The sequence below is a fragment of the Novipirellula methanifontis genome (assembly GCF_052161655.1).
In the GTDB taxonomy this organism is placed as follows: domain Bacteria; phylum Planctomycetota; class Planctomycetia; order Pirellulales; family Pirellulaceae; genus Novipirellula.
The window spans coordinates 4,996,661-5,014,743 of the sequence record NZ_CP197418.1 but is presented as its reverse complement, the minus strand read 5'-3'; the positions used below and the strand labels follow the sequence as shown (position 1 = coordinate 5,014,743).

The window sequence follows — 18,083 nt, the reverse complement described above, 5'->3', positions numbered from 1 at the left end:
GTAGTACAATCGACGTCCCTTGCAATCCTCGGTGAGTACGAAAGCCTTCCCAGCCGGACGCGGTCGTTACCCTGGCGATTCCACCAAGATCCTGGCAGCCAATATGTGTTTGCACGGTCCTCGTTGGCCTTGATGCCGCGTGTACCAGACACAGGTGCATCGATCGCCATCACTGCGAAGTCGGACAAATTGAGTGGCCGTGTTTCCAGTGACTTCGATATCGTGGCCGTCGCTTGTCGAACTCACGATCCTGGCCTGTCCCTTATCAATCAACTTTCTGGCAGTTTTCATTCGTGGCTGATCACGCTCGGCCAGCACACTTGCGAAGGGAAGCTCGCGATGAAAATAGTAGCCCGTTGCGGCATCGAAACCCGCAATCCCACGAGTAGAGAGGACTGCCAGACTTGCCGCGGCATCTTTGGCGTGACAGCCTAGTTGGACCGCCAACTCGGCCGGATGCAATTCGGATTGCCAGCCAAGCAGGTCGTACATCTCGTCCGCCATTTGAATTGCATGATCGTTGGTCAACGTCTGCAAAAGCTGGCCTTCCCCCGAAAACCCTCGGTGCAAAGCTGGACTTAACACGAACCAAAATCGCCCCACTTCCATTTCAATGGACACTGCGAACACGCCTGAATCTTCATCGCTCCACAACCCCACTTCGCGTGCCTGAAGCAACAGCGGAGTGAGCGGCTTGAGACGTTCGGCACCCCCAATCGCCAGACTGCCCGGCGTTTCACGTCGACTCAATCTGACCGCCGATCCGCGTACAGTCAGATATTCGTTGCCCCGCGTCGCGGTACCAAGACTTTGTAATAACCGCGAGACTGCAACGGGATGCAACGTATGCCGGAGTTTGAGTTTCGTCTGATAAGCCTGTGCTTCGCTCAGCCCCTTGATCCAACGCCGTGGCAGGGGCACCTTTCGCTCGACCACCTCCGCCTCGCCCGTGCTCAGCACGACCGCCTCGTTCGAAATCGAAAGTCGTGTTTCATCGTGTCGGCCGACTTTGGATAGCTGGCTGATCATCTCGGAATTGAAATCGACATTGGTTGTCCCAAAGGTCTGTTCAGCATCTTGGAATGCGCGTTGATCAAGATCGACCCTCGCGTATACTCCGCAGCAACCGCTAAAACCTTCCCAACGCACCAGCTTGGGACTGCTTGTGACGATCGGATCACGTTGGGGTGGTCGTGCATCAAAGAAATGCGTTCGTACAATACGATTAAGTACAAGCAACGATTGCGCCACAAGATCAGGCCGCTGCAATCCGCCCTGAAAGAACGTTGCGTGCCCATCGCTGACGGTAGTGCCGGCCAGCTTCCAGCGTGAAGTGTCCACGACAGACGCAAACGGATACTGATACATGTACTCGATTGCCGATGCAGCCAACTGATTACTCCCTGATCCAAAATTGCATGATTCGATGGCGCAACTGATCGTACGGTTGCGTTTTGCGAAGGGGGGACGGAATCGTTTACGATTTTGATTTTAGCAGCTCGCCGAGTCACGTTGTTGGCGGGGATCGATTCTTGCCAAGCTCTCGTAGCTTTCAGTTGCCTGCTCCGCCCGGGCAATCCGGTCGGAAGCACAAACATACGATTGGCTGCTTTTTCCATTCGGCTTAAGACCACGTAATTTCAGACTCGCCCAGTCGTGGACGCGGCAACGGACGTCTCGGTAAGTCGCCTTTCACTCCGTGAAAGTTGCGTTGAGCTCCGCTACTTTTGGGAACCGAAAGGCGACAACAACGGGTTGCGACTCCTCGAGACACCGCCACGTACTGGTTTGTACGTATTGGTGGAAAGGCGTTTGTAAGACAAGAAAATATCTGATAAAAAAATGAACGAGGTTAATTACCGATTGATTTAATCTTTCTGTCGTAACAATGTTTCTGGCAAATCTCTTCTCGTCCGCGATTACTCAATAGTCACAATTCGCATGCCCCCCCAATATTGGCAGCGATCGCTGTCGCCGCTGCATTGGTTAAGGTGCAACGAGTCAAAGGCTCAACTGATATCGCTCCTGATGTTTACACCCCATGTGCTGGGTCGGCTAGAATATTTGCTGACAATAGCCGAAATTCGGTTGAACACACCTACCCGCAATGAACACGTTACATTGTTTTTTGGCGATCACGGATTCCTACTTGATACGCAATTGCTCGCACGACAAAAAACCAATGAATGACACACACTCACACGCAGGTTCGTCTCGTCGCTTGATGCGACACGCGCGGGGTCTCGCTGTAACAACAGGCTTAGTCTGTATCCTCATGTCGCTGGGGGTTTTTGCGGGGGGATACGACATTCTCAACGATCGGCCGGTACCTGCCAGACTCGGACGTGCGTCGGTTCTGATGTTGCCAGTCTTTGGTTGGATCGTGAAACGTACTGTATTGGACACGCCAAATAAGCAGTACGTTTTCGTCACCGTCGAGCATGGCTTGTATGCTGTTCTGAGCGGGTTTATCTGGTGGGGCACGGTAAAGATGCGTCGCTTTCAGAATTATCGGCTCTCAATCTTCACGGCGAAACTGGCGATTTTTCCCTTGGTATTCACTGGCTTTCCATTCGGTCTCGTATTTGGATATCTCGCGTTACGGACGCTTCGTCGCCCGGAGATCAAGGCGCAGTTTGCTGCGAATTGCGAAACAGCGACTCCGTAAACCGGAGACCACCTCATGCTGAGGCATGCAGAGCAGTTCAGATGCCGCTTTGTAAAACAATAGCCTCAATTGTTTGCTCCCCTGACCCAGCTTCGCGGGCGAAACAATTGAGACAATTGTTCTACGGTTGACGACGAACGTCGCATGAAGATTGCGAAAGAAGTCCGCGGACTCGCGTCTGGGCTCTTGCATGTCGTCTCGTTGCGACTCCTCGAGACACCGCCACGTACTGGAACGGTTAGAATCCTCTCCGTTATCAATCGATATTCGATTGGTAACGCCATGTCTCAAAGCGTTTAAGTCCGCGCGCACGATCCAGCTGAAAAAGCGGATCGATCGCGATTTGTCATCCGATCGATTAATTTCCCCCTTTGCTGCAAATACTTTTCAATAAACCAAAAGCTTCAAATCCAGCCAAGCTTCGATTATCAAAACCGCTTTGGCGACAGATTGAGCCCGACCAATTTTCATGGAAACAGTTGCTCAAGGATTACTTTATCATCAGCTCAGGAAAGCATTCGGCTTATACAGGACTATCAGAAGCTCTTGAGATTGGCGATGGAGACGCTGCCTGGGTTGTTTCCTGTGATCCTCCGACCGTAGCAGCCTATTCGAGTGAGCTTGATGCGGTTGTATTGCTGCGAGTGCCCAAGGATTCGCCCTGCGTAGCAAAATGGAAGCACTGAGCACTGCCGCAAAAATAACCATCGTTCTATGGTTGAATCCCTTGATTCGCAATCGCTGAAGTCGGCATTCACGGCGATCCAATGAACGATTGAACCTTGATCATCACGCCCATTCACTCACCCCAACGACCTTTTTATACACCGCGTGGCCAGCGACGGGCTGAACAAAATCAGCCGGCGAAATTTCGGTCCTGGTTCGTGCCCCGTTTGGCTCCTCGTAACACGGGCGGTCGTTATCGGCTGGCTTTACTTTTCCAGCATTTCAACCATCGCCTTGCCCATCGCCTCGCCGACGTTCATGTAGGTCTCGGCATTGCCGCCGTAATGGCCGTTAGAGCTACCACCCATACTGAGAGGGTGCGTGTACACGCAGGCGACATTGCCCTTGAACTCGGGGTACTTGCCGCTGGCGACAGCAAGTTGCGCATCGAGGATGAGTCGTTCGTTGCCGCCGGCATCCTTCTCGGTCTGGCCGAGCGTGGCACAGACGAACTTCGCGTTGGGCGACTCAAAATCCTTTCGCAGTTGCTTAATCAGATGAACAAGATTCTGCTCGTATCGGCTTGCATGTGCTGCACTGTAGCGATCCTTGTCGCCTTGCCAGAAGAAGAAGCCTGCGACCTCGTACGTTTTTGCCACCGGATAAAACTTATCGAGTTCGGCTAGCACCTTCTTCGCATTGGCGATGTCGCCGTCGTACTGCATGCCGGCGTACCAGTTGATCGGTTTTGGCTCGGTGCCCTTTTCCCACTTGTCCGGCGAGTCCTTGTAGCCAGCATAGACGAAGGTCTTGGTTTCTCCCGTTTTCTTGTCCGACTCTTCGACCTCGTAACGCTCGCTGCCAGGCGGTAGCAGGTCCCAGCCGAGACTGCGGTTGCCGATACAACTTTTGAGGATCAACACGGGCGCGTCGATGGCATGCCCCACGTAATGTCCGATGCCGAACTCCGGACCGATTTTACCGCCTGGGATTGTCATCCATTCGATGTTGAACTGCCGCATCGCTCCGGTGCCGCTGCCCATGACACGCACGTATCGCACATCCTTGCGTACGGTCCAGTTGCCTTCGTCGTCGACCAGATAGGGATACTTGTTTTTCTGTTGCACCGCGTAGGTCAGCGTACCTTCCTTGTCCCCCGCGATCTTGCCCGCCCCAACCATGTTGGACTGCCCCAACAGAATGTACACCTGCACGGGCTTGGACATGTCGGCAGGCTTGCCGTCAGGATCGGGCAGTTGAGCAGCGACCTCGGTGGCAATCCCAGGCAACGCGAGTACCGCAAGCGCAATGGCGACACTGGGAAAGAACGATCGAATCGGACGGCGGGAGATCATGGTAAGTCTCGTGTGGGGTCAGAATGTAGTTGTTCGGCAAGGCGTAGAGGGACGGTCAGGTAGAAGGACGGTCAGGCCGAACAACAGTCAAGGCGGGGAGCATTGAGTGTACAACAAGACGCCAATGAACTCGCTACGAAAAGCACGTTATGCTGACAAAGTCCGTCGTGCACCAAGTACGCAACGTCGCAGTAATAGCTGCGAGTGACGTCATCACGATGGCAGTCCCGCCTATTTGCGGCCTGCCCCCGTTCTATCTCCGCTTAGTCATGGTGCTGAACAAATGTTGCGTCAAGTTCGCAGGCGGCACCACCAATCTAAATGCTCTCACGATCGGATTCTCTTTGGTGAGAGCTCAACCCGCCGAGCCGTTCGAGCTTTCCTCGTTCCTGTTGCCGCGACGGCCAGTCCACGTATCTCAGCCCCGTATTAGTAAACCAACGGACGTCGTGGCCACGGCTCCCATAGCTGATTCACCCACGAACGGCTGATTGATTCTACGGATATGATTGATTCTACGGATATACGTATTCGATTGGAAATCGCGAAACTCACGCGATATGATTAACTGGGTAGGCTCCTATTCTTGCGCGATATTGGAAAGCGAGTCGAGATTTATAAGCCGAGTCATGATCCATAAGCCGGCGTCAACCGATGCATTTTTTAAAGCGTCGGCCTGTGAACTGCGTTTTTGTGCACTGGTTGTGTCTTCACGCCAACTCAGGTTCGGCTTGCATCATGGCTAATGTCTTCAGGAACTTTCTCTGGCGCAATCGCGCACGTGCCATGTTTCTGACCTCATAACGTCATTCACTCAAATGAGGAGAACGTTATGTTACATCGAAAACAAGCTGTGGCCCGTCCACCTCGGCGACGCTGCAATCGCCAGGGTACTCGATGCACGCGTCGAATGCTCGTTGAGACGCTCGAGAAGCGAATTGTGTTGAGCCTGACTCCGATTGGCGATCCATTTGTGCATGCGGATCCGCTTTTCGGCGTCGATCAGTCACATGTCCGGGTCGCTGCATCACCGCAGGCAACACAGGATTCGTTTGTCACCGTGTTTGAAGCGGACGCCCGTGACGGAGACGGTTTGGGAGTCTACGCGCAAATTCACTCGGCTGGGAATGTCGACACGATTCAGGTAAACACGACCACGGCGGGCAATCAATCACATCCCGATGTTGCCATCTTTGGCGACGGTGCGTTTGTTGTGACATGGCAAGGGCCTGCAATGGACGCCGGTGATGGGATGGACGTCTATTTCCGGCGATTCGACGCTACCGGAAACGAATTGACTGCGGAGACACGAGTCAACACGACCACCGCTGGCGATCAGGTCAATCCAGTGGTCGATAGTGACGCGAGTCGAAATCGCCAATTTGTGATTGCCTGGAACGGCCCTGGGACGGACGGACAAGACGTCTTTGCACAATTTTATGACACGGACAGTTCGGGCGTCATGCTTGCCGGAACCGAGTTGCAAGTGAATACCACCGCTGTTGGCGACCAGGTAAATCCCGACATTGCAATGGATGAAACTCTCAGTCCTAGTACGATCGTGGTATGGGAAGGAGACGATGCAAATGGAAGGGGGATTCTTAGCCAACGATTCGACTCGCAGAACGTGCCTCAGGACGGCGAAGTCGTTGTCAATCCGTTTGCGGTACTTGGAGATCAACGGGATCCGCGAGTCGCGATCGATGGCGTGATCGCGATTTCCTTTATCGGACCCTATGACGGGCTCACGCAAACGGATGCCTTGTACGGCGCAGTCGGAGGAAGTATCGACGGACGAGCAACATTCAATGATTTCTTGATCAGCCAGGGCGGATTAAATCCCATCGGTGGCCATGACGTCGTCGTTGTCGATCAGCTCGACAATCTGCAATTTGCATTCGGTTGGACCAACGGCAACCAGATCACCCTGACTCAGTATGAGGGACTGAGCTTTTCAACAGGCGCTGCCGTCCCGACGTTCGCGGCTCGCCAGATTGTTCCGATTGAAGTCGATTTGGTTGCTGGATTAAGCGACACGGTGATCACCGGTGCCGACTTGTCGCTGGCGTCAACGCTCGGATCATCGGGCACCTTTTTCAGCGACGGCTTGCTGTTAGTAACGAACCCGATTACCACGACTGCTGGCAACGATCCAGCGAGACAATCGGTGCTCTGGGATTTCGATGTAAGTCCGGAACGCCTGATCCTGAATGTCGACACGGGATTCCCTACAAGGGTCAAAGTCTTTGACGACATCAATGGCGACGGTGTTCAGGACGCCGGGGAGGAACCGGTCGAAGGTTTCACGTTCTTTATCGATAGCAACGGAAACGGCATTCAGGATCCGTTGTTGCCGTTAGAAGACTTCACCCGAGTGACCGACTCGCGTGGTGAAGCGTCAGTCTACTACACCGACGGTCTGATCCCGATGTCACCTCTGCTCGCCAGCGGAGAGCGACTGACATCAGGGACAAGTGCCGGTCTGGTACTCAGTCACGCAACGCCGCTTGGACAAGGAGAGGCAATCCAAGATGTAGGTACATTCAACCCTTCCGTAGAGATCCTTACCGATGGGGTTCGATTCGTTGGACAGTCGGGTGAGGTCGAGACGCGAAGACTCTTCGCGACAATCCTCGGAGAACTTGGACCTATTGATCCAACGGGATTCAAATTCATAGGTGAACGAAACGGCGTCTTTGAGTTCCAAAATGCTTCGAGCCAACCCTTCTTCTTCTTTCCAACAACCGTCAAAGTCGCTCCTGGAAACGAGCCAGAGGACGTGCTGCTAAACATTGAACTTGATAACGGAATCTCCATCCGACCACGTTTTGGAGAAGATACCGAAGTTGGATTTGATCCCGCGGACAACCAAGTCAAGGTTTACTCAAAGGGAAACAAGTTTGGTCTCGGAGTCTTCCTTGATCTCGAAATCGAATACGACAACGCCCCGATGGTGGGAACAAACGAAGAATTACGTCAGCTGATCGTGGCAGATTTCACGCGGGATGGGCAGCCAGACATCGCACTTATGGTTCGTACGGAATCCGGCGGCTTCGAGTTGCGTTTCTACGACAACACTGGACAACTGGGTTGGAGCGACGGGCGAACTGTCGAGATTGAGCCGGGAATCGAAATCAACAACGTCCGAGTCCAGTTGGCCACAATCGATCCGGCAAATCGAATGACGGACTTAATTGTCTTTGTCGACAGTCAGAGTAACGGCGGGTCTCAATCGGATTTCTTTACGATGCAGAATCCGGGCAACGGCGTCTTCCAGGCTCCTGTTTTCGCGGCTTCTGGTAACAGCTGTGATCCGGAGCCGTTCTTCGCGGTGACCGATATGAATCGTGACGGAAACGACGACCTCGTTTGTTCCGCCGCTGGGACGCTTCGGGTTTCCGAGGGCATTAATGATCTAAACGGTTACTTTTTTAGCTTGTTCACAACCTTCCAGCTTTTGCAGAGCACACTTTTTGCCGGGCTTGTCGCACGCGCCGGTGGCAACGTCGCATTGGGTACGGACACACACTTTGTGCAACTGCAGAGTTCCCTGGCGATGACCTTCACCGCTGTTGCCGGTCTGGCTCGTCAGACTCCCACGCCACCGCCCGTCCAAGGCAAAGTCGAGGTGGCCGACGCGACGGGTCTGATACGAGTGATTGTTACCGCGACGCACGAGAACGGTGATCAGCTAACAACGCAGACACATGACGAAGATACCAACGGCGATGGCGTACTCGATGCGTCAGAGCTAAACCTGTATTCGTTCGCTCCCACCGAGTCGGGAGTCTATACCATTACGGTGGATGCGGATAATAGCGTGGAGGCCAAGAATACCGTCACGGTTGAGCCCAGCGAAATTGTTGTTGACACCAGTCAGTGCACAGTCCAAAGTCCTTGCGAAAACCTTGACTTTGTCGTCATCAACGCCGACACGGATTTTGGCGATGCTCCCGATTCCTATGGTACCGCTGAGCACTTGATTGATAGCACGTTTTTGGGAATCACTGTCGATGGTGAGTTAGCCGGAATCGGATCTCCTGGTGCCGACAGCGACGACAAGATCGGTCGCGATGATGAGGATGGTGTGGCGTTCGGAGCAGACCTTGTACCAGGTCAACCGGCAAGTTTCACGGTTTTCGCGAATGGTTTTTCAGAGTTGTCAGTATTCATTGACTTCAATGCCGACGGCGATTTTTCGGATTCCGGCGAAGCCCTGCCGCGGGAGTCCTTGGAAGCTGGCGAAAATCTAATTCTATTTGACGTCCCTCCCGAAGCGGTTTCCGGTCAGACCTATGCTCGATTTCGAGTCTTTGACGACGACGAAGACGATTTTGTCGGCCCGACCGGAATTGCGAATAGCGGTGAGGTGGAGGATGTCGTGGTGACAATCGCCAACACGACAGACGATCCGATTTTCGGGCCCCTCGGCGTCGAGTCGACTGCCAGTCTCGTTCGCTCGGTTGACACGTCAACCACGTCGAGTGTCTCGGTCGACGTGATCGGCAGCGGCAATCTGTTTGGTTGGATCGACCTTAATGGGGACGGAGATTGGCTCGACCCTGGCGAACAGATCGTCAATGGCGCTGCAGTGAATGACGGCAGCAATTTTCTCAGTTTTTCGATTTCACCAGGCACCACATCAGGTGATCTCGCAGCGCGATTTATCGTGGCAGCCGAGGATGACGTTCAACCTACCGACGCCGGAACGACAGGCGACTTTCTCGATTTATTCTTCGCTATTTTAAGTGGTGTGGACACCCCAGACGTCTCCGTTAACACAGTTGATGGCAGCACGTTGATTCAACAGGGTAGCATCGTTGTCCGCTCGAGTGCGATCGAATTATTCCGCGCTGAAATCGCCGAGATCGGTTCGCTGAGTGTTGTGGGTACGGCGACCGATGAAACTGTAACGATCAATATTGCGACGGGATTTACGATCCCGTCCGGTGGCCTGTCGGTCGAGGGCGCAGGTGGAACCGATTCATTGGTTTTGATCGGTGACAAAGGCGTCTTTGACCTGACTGATCCCTTGATCGCTGTTACCAATGTTGGTCACTTGGATCTTTCGAGTACCGATGTTAATACCATCGCGTTTGACGCGGCGAGCGTCGCGGGCTTGTCGCCAACCACTCGACTAGTCTCGATCGCGACGGGCGAAGACGACGTGATTGATGTGCGAGACGCCTCTGATTGGCGTATGACCGCACCGATTCGCAACGGCAGTTTCATTGTCACAGCCGACAACTCAGTTTCCGGCGGTGGCGAGGCGATCGAAGCGCAGGTTCCTCACCCGTGGCAAAACATTCTTCGCGCCGGAGACGTCAACAATAGTGGCACCGTCACGGCATTGGACGCTCTGCAGATCATCAATGAGCTTGGCCGACGCGAGTTTTCCTCCCCCGGCACATCGGTTCTTGCCGACCCCTCATCGCTCGAGACTTGGCCAGGCGTTTACTTTGACCACAATGGCGATGACCTGGTAACCGCGGCCGACGCAAATCGTGTAATCAACGATCTTAATCTTCAAGGCAACTCGGGTAGCGCGTTGGGCGAAGACGCTGGAACGATTTCCAGTTCGCTCGATATGAGACGATCGGCGAATTTGCAAGACGACGACAGGTCAGAACCAGATGGGGAGCAACGCATACAAAACGGGGCCCCTTTAAAATCAGCCTCGTTTGAGTTCATTGTGAATCGAGTCGAAGCGGATTCGGTGTCGGAATCTGATCAGCTAGCGACAAAGATGTCGAGTGAATCACTGGACCAGCTGATGTCAGTTGATTCATTCATCGATCAACTTTCTAGTCAATCGCTTCTCAACTCCATGCCGTTGGCGAACTAAGGACCTTCTGAACGATTGCGGACGTAGCTACGCTCACCAGAGCAGGGATCCACCGTCTGGTGAGCGTAGCTAGTGTCTGTCATCAAACAGAATGATCCCGTGTTTTACGGGGTTATTTAGAAAAAAGCTCCTTGAAGACTGAACCGTTTGACCGGTTCGAGTGTTGAAACAGTTAGGAAAAACCAATTTCATCACAAATCTTCAAGGAGTGGTCGAGATGCGAAAGAGTTATGAACCTCAGATGCGGTTCGCAGCAACCCCCATCGCGCAGTTGCAATTGAATCTGAATTGTCGTGACGAAATTATACCCGTTCTCGCTGCCCTGCGTCATGTCTATCTCGACGGTCCGCTGCGAAGAAGCCTTACCAACTTAATCGCGCAAGATGTCAGTGAGCTCTCGCGCCGCGATACCGGCAGACCCGGTTTCGATGATTGGCAAATTCTCGTGCTGGCAGTGCTCAGAATGAATTGCAATTTCGACTACGACAAACTCCAAGACCAAGCCGAGAACCATCACAATCTCCGTACGATCCTCGGTGTTGACGATTGGGAGCAAGACCCGAATTTCGACTTTCGCCGTATTCGCAATTCGTGTTGTCTGATCAAGCCTGAGACAATTGAGAAGATCAACCACATCATTGTTCGACACGGACAACAGTTCCATGGCGATGCAGTAGGATCGGCTCGCGCCGACTCGTTCGTGATCGAAACGAATATTCATTACCCAACCGAAAGCAGCTTGATGTACGACGGGATGCGGAAGATCATCCCGCTGGCCCGCACCCTTGCTGACGAAATCAGTCTTCCTCGGTGGCGTCAGTCCGCTCACTTGTTAAAGACGATCAAAAAGCTTCATCGACAAATTAATCAGCTCTCTGCCAGTCGTATCGTCAAAAAGAAGGAGGCGATCGAATCGCTCTACTGTAGCCTGATAGAGCGTGTAGACTTGATCCTCCAAAGAGTCAAAACACTGGAAAAGGCAGCGAAAAACGCATTGCCTCTCTCGCTGCACATTCGGCTTGAGGAACTCACGGGTTGGGCCAGTTTGACCCAACAGGTTCGTGATACCGCGCATCGCCGAGTGGTGCTGGGCGAGAGCGTTCCCAACAGCGAGAAGCTGTTCAGCCTTTTCGAAACTCATACGCAACTCTACCAACGTGGCAAAGCAGGCGAGCCGATTCAGTATGGACGACTGGCAATGATCTTTGAGGACGGTGCGGGCTTCATCAGCCATTACTATCTGATGGATCGTGATGAAACCGACGGCAGTGTCGTGGTTGAGCAAACGAAGATCGCCCAGCAGCGTCACCAAGGTAAGCTTGAAGAACTTTCGCTTGATCGTGGCTTTCACAGCGCGGCGAACGTTAAAGCCTTGTTGCCGATCGTTGGCAACGTCAGTTGTCCATCGCGGAACTCTCAAAACTTTGCAACCGAAGTTGCCAACGAGTCAGACGACTCACGCCGACGTCGACACCGTCACGCAGGAATCGAATCCGCGGTCGGTGCGTTGCAGCGGGGCAACGGATTGAAACGTTGTCGTGACCGCAGTGAAGTTGGTTTTAAACGCTATCTTGGCCTAGCCGTGCTGGGGCGGAACCTGCAGGTGCTTGGCCGGCTATTGATCGCGGCAGAAAACCCCGACGCTGCAGCGGCAAAGACAGTACGTGCAGCGGCCTAATTAGGTCAAAGACACAACGCAGAGTTGATCAACGACACCCTCCTGGCTGAAGGTACGCGCAGTCATCTGAAAACACTGCAAATTCGCCCCTCATCGTGGTGTTGAAGGCGGGTCGCCAACAATCTTCACACTAACGTTTCGCCCTCTCAAGCTGTAAAATTACGCCGCCTCGAGGTTTTATGACAGACACTAGCTACGTAACAGCGACCGCCACTTAAACATCCGATGGGCCCTGGTGGTCCGACGGTCCCAATTAGTGTTGGCCAGAGTGAACTGACCACACGAGGTCCTCAAAATTCGCTGAGGCCTGACACAACGGCTTGATCGCTGTATTCGATGCGGATCGCTTTGCCGTTGGCATCAAGGCTGCGTCGGCCAGCTTCGAGAATGGCGGTGCACAGCAGTGTATCGCTCGCGGTAGCGAGTTTTCCGTTGAAATTGTCGGGCTGCGAGTGGCCTTGTCGAACTTGCTCCACCGCTCGCAGAAAAGCTTCGATGCTGCGGTAGCCATAGCCATTTTGCCCCGAAAAATAGCCATCCGCATCCGGCGTAAATTTCATGAATAGTGGGTTCGGTGAACTGAATCCCGCTTCATCACACGCGATTGAGTAACCGCGGTGAGCTTGATCGATGTTGATTTCACCACCATGACCCATGAAGAAAAACCGCTGCTGCGAATGCACATCGGATTTCGGCGCGATCCATGAGGACGTGTAGATCGCCGTCGCCTTGTTTCCACTTTCGATGTTTTCCCAATCGACGATCAAGGTGATCGTGTCTTCGGTCGGGATATCCATCGCGTGGGCCACACCGGTCGCAGCCGATGCTCGCACGACCAATGGGCGTGCTCGGTGGGCAACGGCCCATACATTAAAGTCGATGTGGTGGGCATTCAAGTAGTAACTGATATCGCTCGACTTGCCTGCCCAGGCACGGAAGGTATCGAGCTGTGACTTGGGTTGACTCATGTAAGATTGAAAGAAACTGAAATCGCCCAAGTTGCGAATTCGATCGCGGGCATCGGTATACAGCGGGTCCCAGCGTTTGTGAACTTCCATTGCCACAATGACTCCTCGCTCTTTTGCCTTCCGAGTCAACGTCAAATGCTCTTCGACGGTTTTGACAATCGGCTTGGCGATCAACACGTGCAATCCCCGCTCGACAGCATCCATCGCGATCGGGTAGTGCGTGTCGTCGGGCGTAAACACAATGACACTGTCACCGGGCTGCATCGTGTCCAACGCTAGCCGGTAAGCGTTGCCATCACGTGGCACGTCGTCAGCCGGAAAGCTATCGAAGTGGACATCCATCTCGCGGTACGCTTGCGTGAGAGCTTTGTCGAGATGCTTACGAATCGCCGGAAACTTCGTGCCGTTGGTCCCCGCCATCAGCAATCGATCAACGAGTCCACGGCGGCGAAGGTCGAACAATGTTACACCGACGATTCCCGCCTTCTTGTCCGACGCAGCTACGGCTCCGGGAACGAAGCCCGTCGTGTACTCGCCAGTCCCGACCATCAGGACGCTCATCTTACTCATGTCTTTCATCCTAAGCAGTTAGGCAGGAGTCTTTCAGTAAATTGGCAGTTCTGGCGCCAGCGGGCTGTTGATTTAGTGAGCCGTGACGCGTGAGCGGCCGGGTCCCGCGCGTTACCCGGTGCCTTACGGCCCACGGCTCACAAAGGCGAGTTGCATTTCGAATAAGTCAACAGCCCGCTAGCCACGGTTCCGACGCTGAGCCGGGTCTAACGCCCATACGGCTAACGGGATTTCACCCAATGATTCCTGCCGAAATGCTTAATACTTCAGTCAAGCGATCAAGCGGTTCGTGCAGTCCAGTGAGCTTTCATACCGATCGTCAAGCTTGTGAGTGCCAGCGGGAGTCAAGAATAGCTGGCAAGGAACTTCGTTAGCTTTCAGCGTTATCGCCATCGTTTGAAAACGGATGTCGACTGCAATAAATACCCTCATAAGTCGGCTGGGTCCGTCATCGCGTAGGCTCGATAAGCTTCCGCGATCTTTGCTGCTTTTTCGTCCCCGTCGTGAAAAATGATTCGGTGGCGCAGGTCAATGCTGTCACCACGGGTCAAAGTAAAAGTACCAGACTCCGCTGTGGGATCGAGGCTATGCGATCCAAACGCATTTGCAGTGAACAATCCATAATCACGAACATGCCAACGCGTCGGATGACGAAAACTCGACGGATGATTTAGAAACGCAACCCCGAGCTGTTTGCCTTCGACCAGTCCGTTGTAATCGACCCATTCGGCCCTTTTCGCCCACGCGTCGCCGTCACGATCTCCGACGCTATTGACGATGTGTCCTTTGCCATCGGTGAGTGACATGGACGTTGGAACGCGAACATTCAATCCAGCGTCCTTCATATCTTGTAACTCGACGTCTCCGTATTTGCCGAGCAAGGTGATATCGAAGTCGAGAACGAGTTGACCGTTGGACATGCGAAAGATCATGGACCGCTCGTCCGCCATCAGCTGCTTTCCATCCGAATCCACGTAGTCGTTATTCGAACGAATCACGGCCTGGTCTTCGTTCGCCGAGATTTCCGTGAACGCGGTGTGAGCAATTGTGCCCAAGCTCGCCAAGAACTTCTGTTGCTTGTCGCCTTTAGCATCCGTCGAAGCCGCTTCCAACCATGTATCGGTTCCCCCGACGCCCTGGTGGCCGAACCAAACGCCTCGGTGGTGCGGATGGTCATGCTGCTCGCCGTCGACGGTGGCCATCGGAAACGCACGCGTCATTGGTTTGCCGGATGGTCCAATCATCGGCCAAAAATACGGCTTCTTTGCTATGTGGTCACGATACCAATAGTTGGTAACAAGTTTCCCGTCGTATTCAACGACGACCTTCGACTCCTCACACGAGATCGTGAAGCCCTCTGCGGCGATGCAATCTCGAAGTCCAAGGACAAGAAAGGCACTCAAAAGTAAGCTGAGTTGGATTGTTTTTCTAAGATGATTCATGATTTTGTTAATAATTATTTAATATTGTAGATAATGCGTTGATACCCCGTGAGCACAGGCGCGCCGTCGTCGGTCACTTCGAGAATGATGTGACCCTGTTTCCCGGGTTCGCTGGGCGCGATGAAACTGGCTTTGTTCAGCGAATCGTCATTGGTGATTTTCACGGTCGCAACGGCAGAATCGGCATCAGCGTATTGCCACCATTTGTACGACAGTTTGTTGCCATCGGGATCGGTAGCGGTGGCTTCGAGCTTCACGGTTTCGCCGGCCTTCACGTCACGAGTAAAACCACCTTTGACATTTGCAACGGGTGCGTGGTTCGCGTTTTCAAAATCCTTCACACACCAGTCCATCCGTGCGGCGAAGTCATTTTGGGCGGCCGGAACCCACCGCCAAAACATCTTGTTCGCGTTCCCATCGTCCTTGAGCTTTTTGTCGGTGATGTGATTGGGAAACGCTGGATCGTCATACGCCCCACGTCCGCCCCAGCCTCCCAGCGTGTAGTCAACGTCGGCGGCGAGACCGTTGTTGATCAGGTTCAAGAACGACGGCGTATCGCCTTCGCTAATATATTTTTGTGGCGTCATCGCACCAAGGGGGCCGTGCTCATTCTTGACATGCTCGTTTAACCAAGCGTCATTCATGTATCGCTGTTCCGCCGGTGGATTGGCGCTCATTTTACCCTGTTTCCGCGCATGGTCGTAGCTTTCGTAGTCCCAGACATTGTCCCAGCCATACGCTTCGTAGATGTGAGCGCCGGGAATATTCTTCTGAATCCATTCTCCACCTCCGTCTTGATACCAGATGCAATAAATACGGATTCGTGACACAGCATAATCGAATTTGTCTTTGGAATATTCAGTCTTCAGTTTCCACAGCGCCGATGCCGTAGTGTTCGCCCCGCCCCAGGAAAGGACATGCACCGGCCGCGGATCGTCGTCGAGCAGCATGTCGATGATCAACTGCGCCCCGGCGGTGTTCTTGGTCTTCATGTCAGGCGGTGCGACCCACAAATCCTCCATCGTCTCGTTGCCAACACGCATGACGCTGCGCAACGAGGCGGTGTCGGGGTATTCAGGATTGTGCTTTCGCAAATTCGGCAGGACTTGAGCATACGCATCGAGCTGATCTTCGATCCACTTCTTATCGCTATGACCGTGTTTCTGGTACTTGGAATTGACTTGCACAATGCCGACCACATCGAAATCGCAGGCGTAAAGCAAAAAGCGAATCATTGAGCTGCGATCATCCACTTCGCCATCGGTGGTGGCGATCACACGCGGCTTCACCGGTGGTTTGGGCCCAGCGGCCGATGCCAATTGAAATGTTAGCATGGCGATGACAGCAAGCAGCCAAACGAGCAGACGATGGTTCATCTTCATGTACTTTCGAGGATTGATGTTTACGAATAGATCATGTTAGGTTCGTTGCGTTCCCGGCGGCTAAGCAGTTAGGCAGGAGTCTCTCAGTAAATTGGTCGTTTTGGCGCTAGCGGGTAGTTGATTTAGTGAGCCGTGACGCGTGAGCGGCCGGGTTCCACGCTTTACCCGGTGCCTTACGGCCCACGGCTCACTACTGCGATTTGCATTTCGATTAAGTCTACAGCCCGCTAGCCACAATTCCGGAGTTCAACCGGCGCTAGGGCCCAAACGGCTAACGGGATTTCACCCAATGATTTCTGCCTACCTGCCTAGCACCCCTTCGAGGCAGCAGTCTCTCTTGGTTAGTGATAAGGCCACTTGGCATACTTGTCGGCGACGCTTTTGCCCCAGTTGCCATACCAGGAATAGCCACCTCGGCGCTCGCTGCCGATTTCTTGGATATCATATTTGACCACTCCGTCTCGGTCGCAGAAGTAGGGACGGTTTGTTTTGAGTTCGTAGAACCGTGCCCACAGTGGACCTGCCGATGGGTCTTTCGTGAGCGCGAGTTCGGTCTTGCTTTTCATGTAGCGGTAGCCTTCGATTTTGTTCGCATCGAACCACGCCACTCCGCCTTTGACCGCACGAATGACTTCGAGCGACGGGTTATCCAGACTCATGAGAAACACCAAGATGCCAGCACTCTCACCACCGCTGAGCGAGGCAAGCTCGTAGCTGCGGGCGTCCGCCGGAGCAAGGGTGACTTCATCATGTTGGGCGCACCAAACCGTCGGCGTGCCGTCCTCGATGACTTGGCAATTCAAGATGCAGTCAATGCCACGGTCGATCGCACTTAATGCGGCGGCGCGTCGATCTTGATCGAGAAATGCAAAGTCTTTAGAGCTCGTCGCATCACGTAAAAATTCGATCAGACGAATCATGCTGCCGTCATTGAAGGTGATGTGGGTGTAGTAGCCTTTACGAAGTGGGAAATACTGAGGCCAGCCGCCATTGGGGTACTGAGCTTTGAGGATGTGGTCAAAACCAGTGAGGAACGCTTTCTCGTAAGCAGGTTCGCCCGTAACGTGAAAAGCGTGCGCGAGGGTCCTCAATTCTCCGGTGGTCGCTCCGTTGTCAAACGTGCCTTGTAGCTTAGAGCGGTCGCCAGAGTATTCTTCTTGAGCGGTGTTTTTGTTCTTTGGCCAGTCGCCATGTTCGGATTGCCACGACAGGATGCAAGCCACCGCCTTGCGTCCTTCATCACTACTGAACCAGCTATCGGGCTTCTTGACGAGATCTCCCGCTGAGGTGTCGGCGTAGAGCGACGTCGCGAGAGGGATGAGGCATAAGACGGCGGTAAGGATGCGCTTGATCATATTGTTGACTTGCATTCTTTGTTGGGGGTTTAGGAACATTGGGGCACGACTTGCGAGTGTGCCAAGCTGCTAGGAACGAGCGGTCAATTACTGTCGTCGCTACGCTCACCAGAGCGTGGATTTCCGCCGCGAACGTGACGGCAGCTACGTCGAA

General features: G+C 53.6%; 9 protein-coding genes. 3 read left to right on the top strand and 6 right to left on the bottom strand.

Features of this window, described 5'->3' with window-relative positions:
• Positions 1-66 precede the first annotated feature (66 nt).
• Entirely contained in the window at positions 67-1,392 is a 1,326-nt protein-coding gene (locus SH528x_RS18280; RefSeq protein WP_442511907.1) for a hypothetical protein, read from the bottom strand.
• A gap of 790 nt (positions 1,393-2,182) precedes the next feature.
• On the opposite strand from SH528x_RS18280, the gene SH528x_RS18275 reads away from it, so the two are divergent.
• Entirely contained in the window at positions 2,183-2,668 is a 486-nt protein-coding gene (locus SH528x_RS18275) for a hypothetical protein (protein ID WP_442511906.1), read from the top strand.
• Between the two features lie 932 nt (positions 2,669-3,600).
• Here the strand turns inward: SH528x_RS18275 and SH528x_RS18270 are convergent.
• A complete protein-coding gene (locus SH528x_RS18270) occupies positions 3,601-4,689 on the bottom strand; it encodes a sialate O-acetylesterase (protein WP_442511905.1) in 1,089 nt (362 codons plus the stop codon).
• A gap of 832 nt (positions 4,690-5,521) precedes the next feature.
• Between SH528x_RS18270 and SH528x_RS18265 the strand changes: the two genes are divergently transcribed.
• Positions 5,522-10,534 carry a GEVED domain-containing protein gene (locus tag SH528x_RS18265; protein WP_442511904.1) on the top strand — a complete coding sequence of 1,671 codons (5,013 nt, stop codon included), beginning with the start codon at positions 5,522-5,524 and terminating at the stop codon, positions 10,532-10,534.
• A gap of 160 nt (positions 10,535-10,694) precedes the next feature.
• On the top strand, positions 10,695-12,212 hold the full coding sequence (locus tag SH528x_RS18260) for an ISNCY family transposase (protein WP_442505442.1): 1,518 nt from the start codon (positions 10,695-10,697) through the stop codon (positions 12,210-12,212).
• A gap of 290 nt (positions 12,213-12,502) precedes the next feature.
• Here the strand turns inward: SH528x_RS18260 and SH528x_RS18255 are convergent, their stop codons facing one another.
• The 4 genes from SH528x_RS18255 to pelA all read right to left on the bottom strand — a co-directional run bounded on the left by SH528x_RS18255 (position 12,503) and on the right by pelA (position 17,929).
• Complete coding sequence (locus SH528x_RS18255) at positions 12,503-13,750, bottom strand: Gfo/Idh/MocA family protein (RefSeq protein WP_442511903.1); 1,248 nt, start codon at positions 13,748-13,750, stop codon at positions 12,503-12,505.
• 428 nt (positions 13,751-14,178) lie between these two features.
• Positions 14,179-15,192 (bottom strand): PmoA family protein, encoded by a 1,014-nt coding sequence (locus SH528x_RS18250; RefSeq protein ID WP_442511902.1) that lies wholly within the window; start codon positions 15,190-15,192, stop codon positions 14,179-14,181.
• A 14-nt stretch (positions 15,193-15,206) separates the two neighbouring features.
• Complete coding sequence (locus tag SH528x_RS18245; RefSeq protein WP_442511901.1) at positions 15,207-16,568, bottom strand: nucleoside hydrolase-like domain-containing protein; 1,362 nt, start codon at positions 16,566-16,568, stop codon at positions 15,207-15,209.
• Positions 16,569-16,915: 347 nt separating this feature from the next.
• Entirely contained in the window at positions 16,916-17,929 is a 1,014-nt protein-coding gene (gene pelA / locus SH528x_RS18240) for a pectate lyase (RefSeq protein WP_442511900.1), read from the bottom strand.
• Positions 17,930-18,083 lie beyond the last annotated feature (154 nt).

Excerpts from the sequence above, each read along its gene's own strand:
- SH528x_RS18265 (WP_442511904.1), top strand. The coding sequence starts at position 5,522 with ATGTTACATCGAAAACAAGCTGTGGCCCGTCCACCTCGGCGACGCTGC.
- SH528x_RS18245 (WP_442511901.1), bottom strand. The coding sequence starts at position 16,568 with ATGAACCATCGTCTGCTCGTTTGGCTGCTTGCTGTCATCGCCATGCTA.
- pelA (WP_442511900.1), bottom strand. The coding sequence starts at position 17,929 with ATGATCAAGCGCATCCTTACCGCCGTCTTATGCCTCATCCCTCTCGCG.
- SH528x_RS18250 (WP_442511902.1), bottom strand. The coding sequence starts at position 15,192 with ATGAATCATCTTAGAAAAACAATCCAACTCAGCTTACTTTTGAGTGCC.
- SH528x_RS18275 (WP_442511906.1), top strand. The coding sequence starts at position 2,183 with ATGAATGACACACACTCACACGCAGGTTCGTCTCGTCGCTTGATGCGA.
- SH528x_RS18255 (WP_442511903.1), bottom strand. The coding sequence starts at position 13,750 with ATGAGTAAGATGAGCGTCCTGATGGTCGGGACTGGCGAGTACACGACG.
- SH528x_RS18270 (WP_442511905.1), bottom strand. The coding sequence starts at position 4,689 with ATGATCTCCCGCCGTCCGATTCGATCGTTCTTTCCCAGTGTCGCCATT.